Consider the following 18,915-nt stretch of genomic DNA (forward strand, 5'->3'; position numbering starts at 1 on the left):
GTTCACTGTAGTTTGGCATCCGGGCGGGCACGGGGGGACGGGGACGCGAGTGCTGGAAGCCATCTGGACCGGCCTACTGGTCGCGCTGCTGTGCTGGATCGCATCGGTGCTGTGGAACAACCGCCGCAGACTGCCCGTACTGGTGGCCTCCTGGCGTCTCTTCGGCGAAGTGCGGGTCTCCGTCGCGTCGTTGCTGCGTGTCCAGGACGACGACCGGTACCTCCTGGTGCACTCGCCCTACCGGCCCGACTCCTACGGTCCGCCCGGCGGCGTGGTCAAGTACCACCCGGCGGCGCGCCCGGCCCTGGACCGGCTCGGGTTCCGCGAGGAACTGCGGGTGGACCAGCGCATGCGCAGCGATCTGCGCGGTTTCCTGCCGGGTCGTGCGCTGCCCGGCTTCGTCCGCTGGCTCGACCGTCAGGAGGACCGAGAGTCGGCGATCGAGTGCGTGCGCCGCGAACTTGCCGAGGAACTCGCCGAGATCGGCCATCAAGAGCTGGCCGCCGGCATCGACCGCCTCCACTTCACCCATGTGCGGCACGTTGTGGACGGTCCGTTGAAGGTGCCCGGACGGCCCTACCGCGTAGTCCGCCTCTTCGATGTCTGGGACCTGAGCCTCGACACCGCCGAAGCCGTGCGGCTGCGGGACGCTTTGACGGCGCTGGCCGCCGACTCCGCGGACCACGGTGTGCTGGTCGCTACCGCGGACGACATCGTGCACGGCCGCCGACGCCACGCGTATCTGGCCCCGCACGCGGCCTACTTGATGGGTGAACGCCGCTTCCACGCGGACCTGCCGCCCCTGAACTCGTGAACAGCACTCCCGCGGGGGTGGCCGGTCCGCGCCACGGCGAGCCTATGGGCGACTGCCCCGGCCGGGACCTCACATGAGTCACAGCCCCTCGGCATTGAGTTTGTGCCCCCTGGCTGGGCTCGCTCGCCTCTTCCTGCCTGGATGCGGCAGGTCATCGCTGTCACAGTGGCGTCATCCATCCTCTTCGGGCCGGTGGATGGTGGGTCCGCCGTGCGGTTCCTTGCGCGCCGAAGTGGGGCGGCCGCTTTGATGGCAGGGCCCTCGGCAGAGGGAACGTACAGCCCCAGCGGCCGCTGTTCCAGGGATTGTGCGGACTGCCCCTCGACCGATGGAGTCGGAACAACGAAGCGGAGGGCCTGCTCGCGCAGCCGCTCCGAGTTGCTGTCGGCGCGGGCGCGGCGGACGTGGTCGAGCAGGCCGGCGGCGTCGAACGCAACACCCACGACAGCGAAGGGCTGAAGCCCATGGTCGAGGGTCACCAAACGAGACACGACCCCCACCGCGGCCGCCACTTCAAACCCCAGCGTCTCCACGCGGACAAAGCCTACGACCGCACCGACCTGCGGAAATGGTTACGCGGCAAACGCATCGGAGTACGGATCGCACGCAAAGGCATCGAGTCCAGCGAACGATCGGGCCGCAGGAGGTGGGTGATCGAGCGGACGATGTCCTGGCTGTCCGGCTACCACAGACTCAGCCCCCGCTACGAGCGCGATCCCCGTAACTACCTGGTCTTTCTCGGACTCGCCGCCGCCCTCTGCTGCTACAAGCGACTCGTCCGCCTCACCACATAGGACACGGTCTTACTGACCGCTTCACCGACGAGGTCTCCTCCATCGCCGCGTACGACCGTATCGACCGCGTCACTCTCCAACGATAACTGCTGCTGGTGCTGTTCGCCCTGGGCACCAACACGGGCATCCGTGCCATCGTGGCGACCGGCGAGTACGGCGAGCACGGCGAGAGCGAGGCCGCCCTGCGGCACGTGCGACGGCACTTCATCACCGTCGACAAGCCCCGGGCCACCGTGACGAAGCTGGTCAACGCATCCTTCGCCGCCCGCGACATCGCGTGGCGGGGGCAGGGCAACGCGTGCGCGTCGGACTCGTAGAAGTTCGGGTCCTGGTTCTCGAACTTCATGACCGAGTACCACGCCCGCTACGGCGGCAACGGCGTGATGATCTACTGGCACGTCGAGAAGAAGAACGTCTGCATCTACTCCCAGTTCAAGAGCCGTTCGTCGTCCGAGGTCGCGGCGATGATCGAGGGCCTACCGGCGCACTGCACGGACGCCGAGATCGAGTCCAACTACATCGACACCCACGGCGCGAGCGTGGTCGGGTTCGCCTTCACCGAGCTGCTCAACTTCCGGCTGCTGCCCCGGTCGAAGAACATCGGCAGCATCCGCCTGTACCGGCTGGACGATGCCCCGCCCCGCCGGCCGGCGCTCGGCGGCTCGCTGACCCGGCCGATCCGCTGGGACCTGATCGAGCAGCAGTGCGACCAGATGGTCAAGTACGCCACCGCGCTCCGGCTGGGGACGGCCGAGGCGGAACAGGTGCTGCGGCGCTTCACCCGCGGCGGCCCCAAGCACCCCACTTACCAGGCCCTCGAAGAACTGGGCCGCGCCGTGCGCACGATCTTCGCGTGCGACTACCTCGCCAGCCCCGATCTGCGCCGCGAGATCCACGGCGGGCTGGACATGAACAAGCGGCTCGACCTGGCGTCGGCCGTCACCATGCCCCGCCCTCGCACCCCGGCGGACACCGCCGCCCGACCCGTCACGGAGACACGATGACCGAGTTCCACGACTTCCAGGACCTCACCGCCCCGGATAAACGAGGATTCAGGTGACGGGACGATCAGTCCCGAGGGGAAGGGCCGGGTATGGGTCGTGGCGGTGAACGGCCGGGGTGTTAGCTTCCTGCCCGTGTTAGAACACCAGGATGAGACCAGGGCGGCCTACGACGGGGTCGTCGAGCTTTATGCGTCGATGTTCGCTGACGGGTTGGAGACGCGGCCGTTCGCCCGGAACATGATCGGCACCTTCGCCGAGCTCGTGCGTGACACGGGGAACTTGCGGGTGGCCGACGTCGGGTGCGGACCCGGTCATCTGACGGCCATGTTGCACGACTTGGGGCTGGACGCCTTCGGGATCGACCTCTCCACGGCCATGGTCGATCACGCTCGGCGCGCCCAGCCGGCGCTGTGGTTCGACGAAGCGCGAATGGAGGCCCTGCCGGTCGAGGACGGAGCGCTGGGTGGAGTGCTGGCCCACTACTCGATGATCCATACCCCACCTGAAGAACTGCCCGCGCTACTCGCTGAGCAGGTGCGTGTTCTGGCACCAGGGGGTCTGCTCCTGGTGTCCTTCTTCGGAACCGAGGGGCCGGCGCCGGTCCGCTTCGATCACAAGGTGGCGCCCGCCTACAGCTGGCCGGCGGAGCAGTTCGCCGAATTGCTGGCCGGGGCCGGGCTCGTCACGGTGGCTCGGTTGCTCCACGACCCAGCGTCCGAGCGGGGCTTCCTCGACACTCACTTGCTGGCCCGCCGCCCGTCTTGAGTTAGTTCGGTCAACATGCCTCATGTCCTCGCTCGAATGAGTCCGGGCAGAGAACCGCAGCCAAGACCGTGCTCGCGCGGCCGGGCCTGGAGACGGCCGCCGAGCGCGGTGACCCGTTCCGCTCACAGTCCGGCGGGTTGCGCTCGCCGGGGCTGCGGTGGGCTCAGGCTTCGAGAGCGGCCAGGTCGAAGCCGGCCGTGGTCAGGACATCTGCGGCGACTCCGCGGCCGACCTCGGCGAGGCCGATCAGCAGGTCGTCGCAGTCAATGTGGTCGGAGCCGTTCTGCAGGGAGTGTGCCTCGGCGATGGCGATGGCCTTGCGGGAGTAGGGCGTCCAGGCGATGCGCTCGGCCGCCTGGGAGGCTCCCATGCTCAGCCTGGTGCCGACGGATCGGTGGACCGTCTCCGGCAAGATCCCGGCGGCCTGCAGAAGCCGGGTGGCGCTGTTGTCCTCAGTGGTCAGTCCCCAGAGCAGGTGCTCGGTGCCGATGTAGTTGTTGCGGTGCTGCACCGCTGCTTGCTTGACGTGGCCCATCGCCTGTCGGAGGTCGTCGGTCATTGTGTCGGGGCTGTAGCGCTTGTGCGGCGCATGGAAGCGTTGCTGGACCGCCTGTCGGGTCACGCCCAAGGCGGTGCCGATGTCGGTCCATGAGGAGCCGTGCATCCGACAGTGCTCGACGTAGTCCTCGACCAGATCGTCCGCCAGCGCCTGCATCTGGCCTGCGATTTCGGCGGCGACGGTGAGCAGGGCGAGCCAGTCGGGCTGTTCTTGTCCGCCGGAGCTGCGGTGTGCGGTGTCGCAGCGCTGGTCAACTTCCGCGATGAGATCGTCCAGGTCTGGTAAAGCCATGAGGCAAGTACGTCTTGACAATTTCAAATTGTCAAGACGTACTTGCCTATCTCCTCTTGGAGCACTGCCCGGACATGACAGAGACATCAGCCCACTTGCCCGGAGATCTCCGAAACCTCAGGGACATCACAGAGACCGGACACCTTGCGCTTCTGTCCCGGCTCGTTTGATCTTGCCCGCGGCCGGGGCTGTGACCAGGGGTGATGTAAAGACAGGTGAGACGGATCCTCGGCGGAGTCTCAACTGGTGTTGTCTGCCAGCCGCACTTCCACGGAGTTGTCGCACTTGATGTTGTCGGCCAGTCGTCTTCGACCGCGGCCGGGAAGGGACATCAGTGGCGTCGGGTCCAGAACAGAGTGTGCCCGCCCTCGCCTTCGGGCACGACGGTCGTCGACGACTGCACCCGCCCGGCGGACGGCCGCATGATGACCGCTGACGTGCGCATCCTGCACCCGTGCGATACCGAGGACGCCCAAGCGGTGCGGCGGCAGATCCGCGCGATGCGTGAGCTCGACGCGCAGGTGTTCCCGGAGCCGGAGGCGGGGCGAGGACGAACGTCGGCCTGCTCGGCGGCACTGCCATCGTTCTACGCCGCGGTCAGCGTCGCAAAGACCACGACATTTCCCTGGTAGCCGGTTTCTTCGGCGTAGGGGCCCCCACAGGTGATCACGCGTAGTTCGGGCCGGTGGGAGCTGCCGTAGACCTTCTCATCCGGAAACGCCTTCTTGTCGTAGAGTTCCACAGCGTCGACCGTGAAGACGGCTGTCCGCCGGTCTGACCTGATGATCTCGATGGTGTCGCCCTTGGCCAGTGCTCCGAGGCGGTGGAAGACTCCGGGGCCTTGCGGCGTGTCGACATGCCCCGTAGCGACGGCTGTGCCGACCGAGCCAGGAGGTGTACCGGCGCCATACCACCCGGCAAAATGGGGCATATTGAACGATGGCGGGCGCAGTGCTCCTGTGTCGTCGAGGCCCAGTTTCGTCATGGGGGCATTCACGCCGATGGCGGGGATTCGCAGCCGGACCGGAGCCGACGCGGGCAGGGGCGACACAAAGGGATACCGGGTCGAGGCGGTGCTGCTGGGCCCGGGTGCCACGGGGGAGAAGGACTGCGCGGTCGAAGGTTGCGGAGGCCCTTCGCCCCGGAGCGCCGTGATCACCAGCACCATGCCCGCCAGTAGAGCGTAGGCGAGATATTTGGTGGACGGGGTGGACGGGGTGGACGGGGTGGACGGGGGCGAAGGGCCGCAGGGCTCGTACCTCGGTTCCATCGCTGTGGAGCCTCCGCTTCGCGATGATCCCCCAGCCCCCGGACACGGGCCTGGGGGCTGGGCCGGCAGGGCAGAGCGTCAAAGGCGGGCACCGGCCCTGGGGCGGCGCATCTTGATCGCGCCGCCGGCGGCGGCTCCGGCGAGCAGCACCGCCCCGACGGAAAGTTGCGTGCCCTTGTCGTTCGCTGCCCCGAAACCAGCGTCGATCGCGCCGCTGGGGTTGCCGGTGCCGACCCAGTATGTGCCCGTGACCTTGACTCGTGGCGGGCACTTCAGAGTGATGGTGTAACCGCCGGCCGCGGTGTCGCCCGGCACCTTGAATTCGCCGGTCAGTACACCCTCCCTGTCGCCTGGCAGGAGATGGAACTTGCCTCCTGCCTCGGACTCGCCCTTCCCGTAGACCTCCGAGCCACAGGCCCTGGTGCTGACCGTGACGGTGGAACCTGGGGCGGCATGGCGCGGGCTGATGTGCATGCCTGGATCACCGGTGGGGCCGTCCGCGGCTGCGGCGGCCGGGCTCGAGAGGCCGACGGCACCGATAAGGAAACCGATGCCGATGCCGGCGCCTGCCCACTTGATACGCATGAAGTTCCTCCGAGAAGCAGTGGCCGGCCGGAGTGCGCGGCGCCTTGTTGTGCTCCGCTCATGAGGAAACCGACAGACCGTCAGGGCTGCAACACGCATACGGACAGATGGGTCATCCGGCCAGGCCCAGCGGCCGCACTCCTTTGATCATTTACGCAGGTGAGCGCTCCTGAGGGCGTTTTCGGAAGAACGCACCGCACGGGCGACGAGAGGGCCGGCGTCCCTTCGACGGGCGCGGTGACGTCGAGAGCCGGCCGGGGGCATGCCGCATCACTCCCGGTCGGCTGGGCGTGCCCGGTAGTCGGCTTGTTCTCTGCCACCGGCAGTCAGGTCCGTCTGCGACCGGTGGCGTCGCCTGCTGTTCCGGTGGACATGCCTGACTGACGAGAGAACATTTGGGAGTCGCCGCTGTAAGGGCTCGATACCGTAGCCCGCGAGGGCAAGCACGGTGGTGGGCCGCCGGTTGTCACCGACCACGAGTTCCACACCTTTCTGCGCCGCCGGGCGAACGGCGAGACGGCCGATCAGATCCAGCCCGACCTGATCATCCCCACCGGCAAACGCGAGGGCCACAACTCGAGCCTGGCGAGCACCTGCCGGGCGCTCGCTGAGCACCACGAGCGGCAGGCGTACCACCGGCCCGGGCCGACTTCACCGCTCTTCAGCGGCGCGACCGCAGTCCCAGGTAGTTTCTCGGCGCACATGTCCGATCGCCGTAGCCTCATGGGAACAGGGTTGCGGCGGGTGCCGCGGTCGCGGTCGGCGAGCGCATCCCCTCCTGTTCGAAAGGCTCACGCATGCTCGACCTGCGACGCCAAGGTGCCGCTCTCATAGGCCCTACCGCGTTGCTTGTGGTGGCGGGCGCATCGTAGGCCTCCGCACACGGCACCGGCCCAGCGGCCGGCGAGAGCGCACCGGATTGCCTGTGGCCCGGCGTCGAGCACATGCTCCTGGGCTGGGACCACCTGCTTTTCGCCGCCGCCGTCCGCCACCTGGCGGGCTCCGCCCGCCGTGCTGCTGGTCAGAGCAGCCTCTTCGCCCTGGGCCACAGCACCACACTGCTGATCGCGGCCCTCGCGGGCCGGCGCGTGAACCCGGTGGCCGTGGACGTCGTCGCGCTGAGCCTCGTCTTCGTCGGCGCCGTCGGACTGCTCGGCGTGGGCGAGCGCCGCTGACGCGCCCGCTGTCGCCTGCTTCGGCCTCGTCCACGGCCTGGGTCTGGCCACCCGCCGCAGGACCTCAACCTGGCCGACGACGGGAAGCCCGCACGGGTGCTGGCGTTCAACGTCGGCGTGGAGATCGGGCACATCGCCGCCGTCGCCGTCACCGCCGGCATTCACAGGCTCCCACCGCAATCGCGCCCTGAAGGGTGCGTGATCCGGGTCGCGAGGCCGCTCTCGTGGCATGCGGCGTGGTGGCCGCCGCAACGCTGGTCGTCCTCGGCGACCAGTCCGAGACGGCGCAGGCTCAGGGCAGCTGCCAGGTCCGCGACCGCATCGAGACGATCACCGGCAATACCGGACACCCCAAGGGCTTCACCGAACCCGGCGAGCGCGCTCCGGAGTCCGGGTTCGGCCATGTCATCGGCGACGGATACGTCATCGTCCAGTACCGGCCCCAGCTTCCCGCCGCCGATCTGGACGCCCTGCGCAACTACGTCCGAGGCGGCGATGGGAGATCGACTTGCTGGTGCCCCACCAGGTTGGTAGCCGCTACTCGACGCTGCGGCGGCCTGCGAGAAGGAACAGAGAGGTGAGAAGCCCAAGGAGTCCTCCGCGAGCCTCCACCGCAAGGCTGCCGCGCTCGATGTACGGCTCCGAAAGCGTCTCGCACTGCTCGACAGGCAGCCGTTCACGTCCACGAAGCCACCGCAGATCCTCACCGCGGCCCTTGTGCCGAGTGTCTCCGACCTGCCCTCTCGCGAGTGAAGATCGCTCCTGTGCGAACACGAGGAGGGCGTGAATCGCGGCGGGAACGCGATCCGAACCGATCCGCCACAGGTCGAGCACTCGTCGGCGCCCACAGGCTCCCGCGTCCTGGTGCGCTGAGCCGTCGGCCAGGGCTGGACCTGGAGACCCCTGGCCATGCTGCGGGTTGTCTTTGCGGAGGTTGGCGGACACCGACCGCGACAACCCGAACCGTCAGGTCCGGTCGAGCTTCCTCGGTTGAGTGTGCTGGCGGGACCGCAGCGGGAAAGACCGGCAGAACGAAGGGACAGAGAGCGGGCCGCTGTCGTCCGGCGCCGGGGTCAGCGGGTGAGGGCGCGGTTCAGCCAGGTCAGCAGGTCGTTGACGATCTCCTGTCTGTTGGTCTCGTGGAACAGTTCGTGCCGGGCCTCGGGATAACGGAGGTAGGTCACGTCGACGAGGCCGGCCTCGCCGTAGCGTTCGACCAGCAGGTTGCTGAGTGAGAGAGCGGCGTTCAGCGGGTCGTGGTCCCCGACCAGGACGCAGAGGGGCAGATCCGCCGGGATGCCCTTGGGCCGGGCCAGTGACGCCGAGGCGACGGCGATGTCGGCCATGCCCTGGGCGTCGAGGCTGAAGCCGCACAGGGGGTCGGCGAGGTAGGCGTCGACGGCCGGCTCGTCCCGGCTGAGCCAGTCGAACGGCGTGCGGCCGGGTTGGAACGCCCTGTTGAGCGCGAGCAACGGGTCTCCTCCCTCGGCTGCCTCCTGTGCCTGTGCCTGTGCCGCGAGCATCACGTCGACCGCAGTGGTACCGGCGAGGGCGACGGCGTCGAGCAGGTGGGCGTGTTCCAGGACGTACTGCTGCGTGGCGAAGGAACCGAGGCTGTGTCCGAGCAGGACCAGGGGCAGGCCGGGGTGCTGTTCGCGGACTTTCTCCGACAGGGTGACCATGTCACCGACGAGTCGGTTCCAGCCGTCGTCCCCGAGATGACCGGGCTCGGCGTGCCTGCTCAGCCCGTGTCCGCGGTGATCGTTGGCATAGACGGCGTAGCCCTGAGCAGTCAGCGCTGCCGCGAGTGGGGCGTAACGGCCGGCGTGCTCGCCCATGCCGTGGGCGATCTGGACGACGGCTCGCGGGGGCGTCTCCGGCTTCCATTCGTGCACGTGGATCTGGACGCCGTCTTCGCTCTCGAAGGTGAACATCGGGTTCCTTGTCTTGGGTACGCGGGCAGCCCTGCTGGCCCGGCCGAGTCGCAGGGGGTGGGCCGGCCCGAGCGGTGCAGGCTCACGGCGGTCGTGGGGTACGGCGGTGGTGACCGCCGGCCGGGTCAGGCGTACTGCTCGCCGAGGTAGCCGGCGATGATCCGGGTCTGGTCGGCCCGGAGTTCCCGGGCCGCGGCGTGCGTGGTGATCTCGCCGTGGGAGAGGACGTAGCCGCGGTCGGCGATGTCGAGGGCGAGGCCGACGTGCTGTTCGACGAGCAGCACCCCGCAGCCGGTGTCGTCGGCATAGCGCCTGACGATGGGCAGCAGTTCCTCGACGATGATGGGTGCCAGGCCGAGGCTGAGCTCGTCGAGCAGGAGCAGCTTGGGGCTGCGGGCCAGGGCTCTTCCCATGGCGAGCATCTGTTGCTCGCCGCCGGAGAGCAGCCCTGCCTTGCGGTCCTGGAGGCGGGCCAGGGCGGGGAAGTAACGCTGGGCGGCCGCCTGGTCGAGGCGCTCGCCCCGGTGGCCGAGGCGCAGGTGCTCCGCCACCGTGAGGCCGGAGAAGATGCCTCGTCCTTCCGGAACGTGGGCGATGCCGAGGCGGGCGCGGGTCGCTGCCGGGATCCTGGCGAGGTCCGTCCCGTTGAAGGTGATCGTGCCGGCGAGGGGGCGCAGCAGCGCGGAGACGGTCTTGAGCGTGGTGGTCTTCCCCGCTCCGTTGGCCCCGAGGAGGGCGACGACCTCTCCCGCGCCCACCTCGAGGTCGATCCCGCGGATGACGGCGGCTCCGTCGTATCCGGCGGTGAGCCCGGCCACCTTCAGGACTGGGGTGCTCATGGTGTCTCCGGTGTGCTGGTGAGGGCCTTGGCGGAGCCGTCGCCCGAAGTGGCGGACGCGGTGGCTGGCTGGGCGGCGGAAGCCCCGAGGTAGGCGGCGATGACGGCCGGGTCGGTCCGGATCTGTGCCGGCGTCCCGGATGCGATCACCTTGCCGAACTCCAGGACGACGACGTGGTCGCAGATGCCCATCACGAGGCTCATGTCGTGGTCGATGAGGAGCAGCGCGGTGCCGGCCTCGGCGACCGCGCGCAGTCTGCGTCCGAGTTCGGCGCTCTCCGTCGTGTCCAGGCCGGCCGCGGGTTCGTCGAGACAGATGATGCGGGGGCGGGCTGCCAAGGCCCGTGCCACACCGACGAGTTTGCGTCTGCCCTGGGACAGCTCGTGCGCCGAGGCGTCGCCCAGGTCCTCGAGCCCCAGGGCCGCGAGGGCCCGGGGGACAGCGGGGTTCGCGGCCGGGCGGCGCCCGAAGGTCTCGCCGAGTGTGGTCCACCACGTCGAAGGGTCCGCCGTGACCTGGAGGTTCTCCGCGACCGTGAGGTCTTCGAAGAGTTCGCTGCTCTGGAAGGTGCGGGCGAGTCCTCGGCGGGCCCGTACATGGGGCGGCCGTCCGGTCAGGTCCTTGCCGTCCAGTTCCACCCGTCCCCGGGCGGCGACGAGACCGGTGACCGCGTCCACGAAGGTGGTCTTGCCGGCCCCGTTGGGGCCGATGAGGCCGACGAGTTGGCCCTCGCCGACCTCCAGGGAGACATCGCTGAGGGCGTGGACGCCGCCGTAGCTGACGCCCAACTGCTGGACAGAGAGCACGTTCACGGTGCGACCTCCTTGGCTTCGGCGGCGGTGCGACCGAGGTGGATCTCCGGGGAGCCGACGGCGGATGCGTGGTCCGTCGGTGGTCCGGTCGTGGCTGCCGCGCGTCTCATCCTCTTCGCCGTCCTCCGGCGGTGGGCGGCGCCCGCGATGCCGTCGGGGTTGGCGATCAGCGTCACGATCAGGGAGACGCCGCCGAAGAGCAGGGCCCAAGTTCCCTTGATTCCGAACCACTTGTCCAGCGCGTGCGGCAGCAGCGCCTCGGTGGACATCAGCCCCGCGATCACGGCTCCGGAGACCATGGTGATGCCGCCGATGTAGGCGAATCCGATCAGGCCGAGGGCGGCCAGGGCGGTGAACCGGGCGGCGCTGACCGAGCCGAAGTTGTAGCCGTAGAGGGTGCCGGCGGCGCTGGCGATGAAGGAGCTGATGGTGAACGCGGCGATCTTCACGGCCCGGACGTCGACACCGGCTGCCGCGGCGGCGCGCTCGTTGGAGCGGACGGCGAGCATCCGTCGGCCGAGTCCGGTGCGCCTGAGATGGGCGACGTACAGCCCGAGGGCCACGGTGACGGCCAGGACGAGGAAGCCGAACATGGGGCTGGGTTCGTTGCCGTCCAGGCCGCGGAAGTCCGCTTTCGGTCCGAGGTCGATTCCGAACAGGCGCGGCGGGGGTACGGACACCCCGGCTGTTCCGCCGAACGAGGTGTTGTTGAACAGGGCCTGTTCCATGGCCAGGGCCGCGGCCAGGGTGACGACGGCCAGGCTCACTCCCCGCACCCGCAGGGCGGAGACGCCCGCGGCCACTCCCAGCAGGGTGGCCAGCACCATCGCGCCGAGGGCGGAGAACGGGAACGGGATTCCCCACCCGACCGAGAGGTGGGAGAGGACGAATCCCGCGGTTCCGGAGAGCGCGAGCTGCATCACGGAGATCTGTCCGACGTAGCCGGTGATGACGACGTAGGACAGCACGATGACCATGCCGATCAACGAGTTCGTGAGTGCCTGGCGGAAGTCGAACGGGAGCACGATCAGTGCGGCGGCGGCGACCGTGGCGGAGATCAGAGCGGGACGCAGCAGCCGCTCCGGCAAGGGCACCGCGGGCAGTCGCTGTTCGACGAGTTCACCGCGGCGCGGCAGACCGGCACCCCGCACGTACAGGGCGACGACCATCAGGGCGAAGACGAGGAGCTGCTGGAGACCGGGCATGGCGTTGCCGTTGTCGGTCGGGAACCAGCTCTGCGTGGACAGGTAGTAGACGACCGACTGGAGCACTCCGATGAGGATGCCCGCGGTGCAGGCGATCCACAGCGAGGTGAACCCGGCGAAGAGGGCGGCGGCCAGGGCCGGGACCACCTGCAGCGGGAGCGTCATGGAGTCGACCTGGACGATGGGCGCGGCCAGGACACCGAGGAGCCCGGCGACCAGGGCGGCCAGGAGGGTGTTGGCCATCGAGACGCTGTTGGGGGACAGTCCTGCCAGCAGAGCGGCCTGTTCGTTCTCCGAGGCCGCGCGGGTGGCCAGGCCGAAGCGGCTCCACCGGTACAGGGCCCCGAGGGTCAGGGCGATCACGACGACCAGTCCGGCCAGGACGAAGCGGTCGGAGGGTGTGGTGATGCCCAGCAGAGTGACGGTCCCGGCCGGAAGGATGCTCGGTGCCTGCTGCGGCTGCACCCCGAAGACCAGGAGCACGGTGGCCTGCAGGGTGAGCAGGACGCCGAGGGAGGCCGCGAGTTTGGCCAGGGGTGAGACGGTGCGCAGCGGCTTGAAGACCGCCACCTCTGTCAGCACTCCGACGGCGAGCGCGACGGTGAGGGCACCGGCGAGGGCGGCCCCCATGGGCAGCGTCAGCCCGAAGAAACCGGTGGTCAGGGCCCAGAAGGCATAGGCCGAGACCATGGCGACCGCGCCGGTGGACAGATTGATGATGCCCGAGCCCCGGTAGGTGGTCACCACGCCGAGCGCGATGCCGGCGATCAGTGCCCCCTGGCCGAGGCCGAGCAAGGCGAAGAGCAGGATCTGTTCCAATGCATGACTCCTGTCATGAGCCCGCACATGCGCGGGTCCGCGCTGCTGAGGCCGCGTCCTGTGAGGGCGGCGACCTCAGCGGCCGCGGGTCGGGCGAGGGCTCACTGGGGCGGGCGGATCCAGTCGGTCAGGGGCTTGAAGCGGCCCTTGCCCTCGTACTGGTAGAACCTGGCCTGGTCGTTGCAGACGGCGGGGGCGTCCGGGTACTTGCCGCACTCGACCTCGGCGGCGCCCATGACGACCGGCCCGGGGAACTTCTTGAGCCGCTCGCTCACGGACGCGGGCGTGATCTTGTCCGGGCCGATGGCATCGAGCACCTTCGCGTACGTCAGGATCGTGCTCCAGCCCAGCGGCGCGAAGACCTTGGACTGGTCCTCCTTGCCCAGCCCGGCCTGTGCCGAGGCCGTCAGGAACGCCTTGGAGTCGGCGGCCGAGGAGTCCATCGGCAGCGTCTGGGCGACGCCGTACGTCCAGGTGGGCAGGTCCCCTCCGAGCCCCTGGGCGACATCGGGGGACATGCACAGCGGCGTGGAGACCACCGGCTTGGTGACATTGAGCTGCTTCAGTGCTTTGGCGATCCCGACGCATCCGCCACCGATGGAGATGGGGACCACGACGTCCGCGGTGTTCGTCCCGGCCGCGGTGACCGGGCCGATCAGATCGGTGGACTGCGCGTCGAACCCGACGGACTTCACCTTCAGTCCGGCGGCTTTCAGGCCCTTCACCGCCGCCCCGGAGGCGATCTTGTCGCCGGGTGTGTTCGTGTGGATCACCGCCGCGGTCTTCGCTTTCAGCACGTCACGGGCGTAGGTGCCCCAGGTGCCGAAGATGTGCGGCAGGTCGCCGAACGTGCTGAAGGTGTTCTTCGCGGTGGGCATGGTCGGGCCCGTTGCCACGCCGACCAGTACGGGCTTCTTCCCCGCGATCACCGAGTTGAAGGAGGCGTCACCGAGGTAGAGATTGCCGACGCCGATGGCGGAGACCTCCTTGTCGCCCAGCAGTTGCTGGCCGCACTTCTGTCCCTCCTCCTCGGCGGACACCACCGTGCAGACGTTCAGCTTCAACGGGTGCCCGCCGATGCCGCCCAGCTTGTCGTTGACGTAACGCACCGCGGCACGGGCACCGAGGGTGGCTTCGGGGTTGCCGCCGGGGCCGCCTTCGACGTTCACCCAGCCCAGGGTGACCGGGTCGAGGGCGGCGTCGGCCTTGCCCGCCCTTCCGCCGACGTAGGCGAGGTAGTCGGTCACGACGTCACTCGCCGAGCGGGAGTCGGCGGTCGCGGAGGAATCGCCGGCGGAGGCGCCGGACGACGAGGACGTGCCGGTGCCCGATCCGCTGCATGCGGCGACCCCCAGCAGGGGCGCCAGAGCGGCGGAGACGAGGCCGAGTCTTACGGGGCGTGAGATCGAGGGCATGCGGGATCCTCCAGGATCGGAAAACGGCAGGGCGGTGCCCGGCGCGGCATGCGGGAGAGCACGGAAGGCAGTGGGAGCAGGGAAGGCAGGGAAGGCAGGGAAAGCAGGGAGACCGAGGAAGGCAGGGAAAGCGAGGAAGGCAGGGAGACCGAGGAAGGCAGGGAAAGCGAGGAAGGCAGGGAAAGCGAGGAAGGCAGGGAGAGCGAGGAAGGCAGGGAGAGCGAGGAAGGCAGGCGGGCGCACCGGGGTGACCGGTGCCTCGGACCAGCCCGAGGACCTTCGAAAGGCCAGGTGACCGGCGCTTCCGAGTTCCGTAACTTTCTTACGGATCGGGAATCTAGGTGTACGCTGGCGCCCTGTCAACGCCCCGGTTCACACCGAATTAACGATCATGCAATGGGAGGGACGGACATGACGGAGCCCGCCGTGAGACGCAGACTCCCCCGGCGCTCACCCGAAGAGACCCGGGCCCTCATGCTGGAAGCGGCCACCCGGCTCGTCTGCGCCGGCACCTCCGACACCAGCGAGGAGGCCGTCTCCGCGGCCCTTGCTCACATCCGCGTCAAGCGGGTCACCGAGGAAGCCACCCGCATCATGCGGGAGAGGCTGGGCGACGACACGGCACCGGCGATCACGACCGGATCCATCTACCAGATCTGGCCCGCCCAGGCCGACTTCCAGGCGGATCTCCTCTTCCACCTCACCAGCCGGCAGGCCGAACTGGTCCCGGGGCTGCCGGAGAGCATCCGCCGTTTCAAGGAGGCGGTCGACAGCGGTACGACCTGGCAGGAGGCCCTCAACGACGTCCTGACGGACAACCACGAGAACCATCGCGTGGACCCGGTCTATCGTGTACTGCTCGGCTTCTACGCCAGTGCCGCCAACCCGCGCGTCCGCGATGCCCTGGGACACTACGGCGAGTCGTTCACCGAGGTCGCCTGCGAGGCGTACCAGGCGCTGCTGGACGCCTATGGGCTGCGCCTGCGCGCGCCCTACAGGATCGAACACCTCGCCACCACCATCGCCGCCCTGCTCGACGGCTTCCACATGCGCTGGATGGCCGGGCTTCCCCACCTGGAGGACCCTGAAGGGCAGGACCACTGGTCCCTCGCGACCCGGTCCGCGGTGATGGTGTTCGACCAGTTCACCGAACCGGCGTAGGGAGTCACGGACGGCGTGGTGGGCCGCGCACTCCGCTGTCGAGGTCGGCGGCGCCGGGTCGACCGGGACGGGCAGGGTGGAGTCCGAGCGTGGCCGCCGGCAGGGACTTCGCACGGAAGACCTGATCCGCCTTCAGCCGTCCAGCGGTGTGCGGCTTGTACGGCCGAAGGTGAGGGAAGCTCCCGGCAGGGAGAGGCGGGACGGCCGGGCATGATCCATGCCGCGCAGCCGGGCGCACAGTGACGGCGCGAGGAGACGCCATGTGGGGCATTTCTGGATACTATTAGGTGAAATGGGTGATTGGTTCAGGCTCGGGGATCCGCTCCGCTTGGAAGGAGACCATCCCATGGCCCTCGGCGTGTCACTCCACATCGGACTCAACCGGGTCGACCCCGCCGGGTACGGCGGGTGGGACGGCAAGCTCAACGCCTGCGAGAACGACGCCCGCGACATGGAGGAGATCGCCAGGAACGCCGGCTTCGACGATCGCACGATGCTGCTCTCGGCAGAGGCGACGGTCGACAACGTGACCGCCGAGCTGCGCAAGGCGGCCAGGATCCTGACCCCCGGCGACATCCTGCTCCTCACCTACTCGGGCCACGGCGGCCAGGTGCCCGACAGGAACGGGCCCGAGGACGAGCCCGACCGCCTCGACGAGACCCTGGTCCTCTACGACCGCGAGTTCATCGACGACGAGCTGTACAAGGAATTCGAAGCGTTCGCCGAAGGGGTCCGCATCTCCGCCTGCTTCGACTGCTGCCACAGCGAGACCGCCGTCAGAGCGGTGCGCAATCTCCTCACCTCGGACGCCATGGAGGAGCAGTACCAGACCCGCGACCCGGACCACATCGAGGTCACCTCCCGGGTCATGCCGCCGGACACACAGCACGAGGCGTACGAGAGGGACAGGACCCTCTACGACACGATCCAGCGCGACCTGCAGCCGAAGGACACCCTCGACCTGCCGGCCAGCGTCCTGCTCCTCTCCGCCTGCGCCGACAACCAACTGGCCGCCGACGGCTGGGAGAACGGCCTCTTCACCGGCACGCTCCGCGAAGTATGGGCCGAGGGGAAGTTCACCGGCGGACACAAGTCGTTCCACCGCGAAATCCTCCGCAGGATGCCGCCCAACCAGAGCCCCGGCCTGTTCGTCACCGGCAAGGCCGACGACTCGTTCCTGCGGCAACGGCCCTTCACCGTATAAGGACTTGCCGCGACAAGGGCGCGGGGCGGCGCCAGGACCCGCTCCGCACGCGCGCTTCCGGCGCGGTCACCGCGTCCTTCCCTCCCCCTCAGATGCGCACGTCGGGTACGCCCCTCATGCACGCCGTCGGCGGCCCGGCGTCGAGACTCCCAACTCCCTTGAAGGTCACCATGACGTACGCGGCTGACGACACGACACCCTCGTTCATCCAGCGGGCCGCGCCACCGGTCCGCGCCCATCTGGCCACCTCGACCCCCTTGAGCAGCTTCCTCGAAGGCGCCGGCACCCTGACGCTGGAGGAGCGCCGCCTCATCGTCGATCAGGCACTCGTCCTGCTGGAGCAGAACTACGTCCACCTGCCGCTCAAGGCCGCGATGCACGCCGTGAATCCGGTCCAGCGGCTGCGAGTGATGCGGCGGCGTCTGGAACGGCAGACGGAGCAGACCATGCCTCGGGAGTGGATCTTCCACGCCGAGGTGTCGGAGATCTTCCACTCCGTCCGGGACCTGCACACCAACTATCTGCTTCCCGACCCCTTCAACGGCAAGATCGCCTTCCTGCCGTTCCTCATCGAGCAGTACACGGATGAACAGGGCCCTCACTTCCTGGTCACACACATGGCCGAGGGCTTCTCCGCACCCGGCTTCAGGCCCGGCGTCGAGATCACCCACTGGAGCGGCATCCCCATTGCGTCGGCCGTCGACCTGAACGCGGCCCGGTTCGCCGGCAGCAACGCCGCTGCCCGGCGCAGCCGAGGCGTCCAGTCGCTGACCGTGCGGCCGCTGCGCATCCACCTGCCTCCCTTCGAGGAGTGGGTGACCGTCAGCTACATCGACGAGAGCGGCACGCAGCGTGAGCTGCGCGAGAACTGGCGGATCGTGCAGAACCTGCCTCCCATGGTGGACACGGACGCGATCAGCACCGCCGCCCTGGCCCAAGGGCTGGACCTCGACGCGGACGAGGCAGGCCGGGCCAAGGTACTGCTGTTCGCCCCTCGGGTCGTCGCCCAGGAGCAAGCCGTCCAGGCCGACGAAGCCGTGCCCGAACTGCGCCGGGGCGAGGTCGCCACGACGATGCCCCAGGTGTTCAAGGCCCAGCAGGTGACGACGTCGTCCGGGACGTTCGGTCACATCCGCATCTTCACGTTCAGCGTGGAGAACCCGATGGCCTTCGTCCGGGAGTTCGTCCGCCTCATCGGACAGCTCCCGCAGAACGGCCTCGTCGTGGACGTCCGGGACAACGGCGGCGGCCACATCCACGCCGCCGAGTTCGCCCTGCAGGCCCTCACCCCCCGCCGGATCATCCCCGAACCGGTGCAGTTCCTCAACACCCTGCTCAACCTGCGTATCTGCCGTAGGCACCAGGACGGTTCCTCGGGCATCGACCTCGGCGCCTGGGTCCCTTCCATGGAGCAGGCCGTCGAGATCGGCGCCACCTTCTCCAGCGCCTTCCCCATCACCCCCGTGGAGGGTGCCAACGTGATCGGGCAGCAGTACTTCGGACCCGTGGTCCTCATCACCAACGCCCGCTGCTACTCGGCCACCGACATCTTCGCCGCCGGTTTCCAGGACCACGCGATCGGTCCCGTGCTCGGCACCGACGAGAACACCGGAGCCGGCGGGGCCAACGTCTGGACCCACCAGCTGCTCTCCGACCTCCTCGAAGGCGACCGGGCCACGCCGTACGTACCGCTGCCGAAGGGAAGCGGCATGCGGGTGTCCATCCGCCGCACTCTCCGGGTCGGCGCACTGTCCGGCACCCCGGTGGAGGATCTGGGCGTCGTCCCCGACCAGCCGCACCGGACGACCCGCCGGGACCTCCTGGAGGACAACGCCGATCTTTTCGACCGGGCGGGTCGGATCCTCAAGGACCGGGAGTCGCACGCCGTGTCCATCACGGACGCCGTCTCCGTCAACGGCTCTCTGCAACTCAAGGTGAAGGCGACGAACGTCGACCGCGTGGACGTCTACGTCGACCAGCGGCCGCGCGCATCGGTGGACCTCACCGATGGTCAGGCCGATGTGACGGTGCCCGTCGCGGCAGCCGCTCACTCGGCCCGCATCGACGGCTTCGAGGCCGGTCTGCTGGTCGCCAGCAAGACCGAACAGCTCCACTAGCCGGCCGGACCGACCGGAGCGAAGGCGGCAGCCACGGCGGACGTGAGGGAGGAAGTCCGTGTCGACGCCGGCGAAGCCGCACCTCACGCGCGGTGGTGGTGTGCCACCGCGCGTGAGACAACGCCACCGGGAGGCACGTGCGCGATCTGCCG

At 68.9% G+C, this 18,915-nt stretch carries 15 protein-coding genes and 2 pseudogenes; 9 read left to right on the forward strand and 8 right to left on the reverse strand.

The annotated features are described in order from the left end of the window. Positions 1–49: 49 nt before the first annotated feature. The 4 genes and pseudogenes from SCAB_RS38465 (at position 50) to SCAB_RS38480 (ending at position 3,377) form a co-directional block, all read left to right on the forward strand. Positions 50–814, forward strand: a complete 765-nt coding sequence (locus SCAB_RS38465) for an SMODS-associated NUDIX domain-containing protein (protein WP_013005440.1) — start codon at positions 50–52, stop codon at positions 812–814. A 347-nt stretch (positions 815–1,161) separates the two neighbouring features. After that, positions 1,162–1,608 (forward strand): annotated as a pseudogene (locus tag SCAB_RS38470) (transposase); the annotation flags it as partial. A gap of 95 nt (positions 1,609–1,703) precedes the next feature. Then, positions 1,704–2,612: pseudogene (locus SCAB_RS38475) on the forward strand (Tn3 family transposase). A 132-nt stretch (positions 2,613–2,744) separates the two neighbouring features. Continuing rightward, on the forward strand, positions 2,745–3,377 hold the full coding sequence (locus SCAB_RS38480) for a class I SAM-dependent methyltransferase (RefSeq protein ID WP_041671200.1): 633 nt from the start codon (positions 2,745–2,747) through the stop codon (positions 3,375–3,377). A gap of 163 nt (positions 3,378–3,540) precedes the next feature. On the opposite strand, the gene SCAB_RS38485 is transcribed toward SCAB_RS38480, so the two are convergent. The 3 genes from SCAB_RS38485 to SCAB_RS38495 form a co-directional block, all read right to left on the reverse strand. Then, complete coding sequence (locus SCAB_RS38485; protein ID WP_013005445.1) at positions 3,541–4,227, reverse strand: Clp protease N-terminal domain-containing protein; 687 nt, start codon at positions 4,225–4,227, stop codon at positions 3,541–3,543. A gap of 586 nt (positions 4,228–4,813) precedes the next feature. After that, entirely contained in the window at positions 4,814–5,395 is a 582-nt protein-coding gene (locus tag SCAB_RS38490) for a class F sortase (protein ID WP_013005447.1), read from the reverse strand. A 180-nt stretch (positions 5,396–5,575) separates the two neighbouring features. Further along, a complete protein-coding gene (locus tag SCAB_RS38495) occupies positions 5,576–6,082 on the reverse strand; it encodes a hypothetical protein (RefSeq protein WP_013005448.1) in 507 nt (168 codons plus the stop codon). Positions 6,083–7,026: 944 nt separating this feature from the next. Here SCAB_RS38495 and SCAB_RS43920 point away from each other — a divergent pair. Further along, a complete protein-coding gene (locus tag SCAB_RS43920) occupies positions 7,027–7,257 on the forward strand; it encodes a HupE/UreJ family protein (protein ID WP_013005449.1) in 231 nt (76 codons plus the stop codon). A 239-nt stretch (positions 7,258–7,496) separates the two neighbouring features. After that, positions 7,497–7,838, forward strand: a complete 342-nt coding sequence (locus SCAB_RS43925) for a DUF3105 domain-containing protein (protein WP_148274246.1) — start codon at positions 7,497–7,499, stop codon at positions 7,836–7,838. A gap of 492 nt (positions 7,839–8,330) precedes the next feature. Here the strand turns inward: SCAB_RS43925 and SCAB_RS38510 are convergent, their stop codons facing one another. The 5 genes from SCAB_RS38510 to SCAB_RS38530 form a co-directional block, all read right to left on the reverse strand. Next, complete coding sequence (locus SCAB_RS38510) at positions 8,331–9,191, reverse strand: alpha/beta hydrolase (protein ID WP_013005452.1); 861 nt, start codon at positions 9,189–9,191, stop codon at positions 8,331–8,333. A 125-nt stretch (positions 9,192–9,316) separates the two neighbouring features. Further along, positions 9,317–10,030, reverse strand: a complete 714-nt coding sequence (locus SCAB_RS38515; protein WP_013005453.1) for an ABC transporter ATP-binding protein — start codon at positions 10,028–10,030, stop codon at positions 9,317–9,319. Next, complete coding sequence (locus SCAB_RS38520; RefSeq protein ID WP_013005454.1) at positions 10,027–10,842, reverse strand: ABC transporter ATP-binding protein; 816 nt, start codon at positions 10,840–10,842, stop codon at positions 10,027–10,029. The genes SCAB_RS38515 and SCAB_RS38520 overlap by 4 nt, the downstream gene beginning before the upstream one ends. Next, complete coding sequence (locus tag SCAB_RS38525) at positions 10,839–12,866, reverse strand: branched-chain amino acid ABC transporter permease (protein ID WP_013005455.1); 2,028 nt, start codon at positions 12,864–12,866, stop codon at positions 10,839–10,841. Before SCAB_RS38525 ends, SCAB_RS38520 begins: the two co-directional genes overlap by 4 nt. Before the next feature lie 101 nt (positions 12,867–12,967). Continuing rightward, on the reverse strand, positions 12,968–14,281 hold the full coding sequence (locus tag SCAB_RS38530; protein ID WP_013005456.1) for an ABC transporter substrate-binding protein: 1,314 nt from the start codon (positions 14,279–14,281) through the stop codon (positions 12,968–12,970). Between the two features lie 426 nt (positions 14,282–14,707). Here SCAB_RS38530 and SCAB_RS38535 point away from each other — a divergent pair, with 426 nt between their 5' ends. From SCAB_RS38535 to SCAB_RS38545, 3 genes are all read left to right on the forward strand, one after another. Continuing rightward, the gene (locus tag SCAB_RS38535; RefSeq protein WP_231885177.1) at positions 14,708–15,442 is read left to right on the forward strand and encodes a hypothetical protein; all 735 of its coding nucleotides are present in this window, start codon (positions 14,708–14,710) and stop codon (positions 15,440–15,442) included. Positions 15,443–15,788: 346 nt separating this feature from the next. Continuing rightward, positions 15,789–16,646, forward strand: a complete 858-nt coding sequence (locus SCAB_RS38540; protein ID WP_041670117.1) for a caspase family protein — start codon at positions 15,789–15,791, stop codon at positions 16,644–16,646. A gap of 170 nt (positions 16,647–16,816) precedes the next feature. Next, complete coding sequence (locus tag SCAB_RS38545; protein ID WP_013005459.1) at positions 16,817–18,763, forward strand: S41 family peptidase; 1,947 nt, start codon at positions 16,817–16,819, stop codon at positions 18,761–18,763. The last annotated feature ends 152 nt before the right edge of the window (positions 18,764–18,915 follow it).

Origin of the sequence: Streptomyces scabiei 87.22, from assembly GCF_000091305.1 — a bacterium.
GTDB lineage: Bacteria > Actinomycetota > Actinomycetes > Streptomycetales > Streptomycetaceae > Streptomyces > Streptomyces scabiei.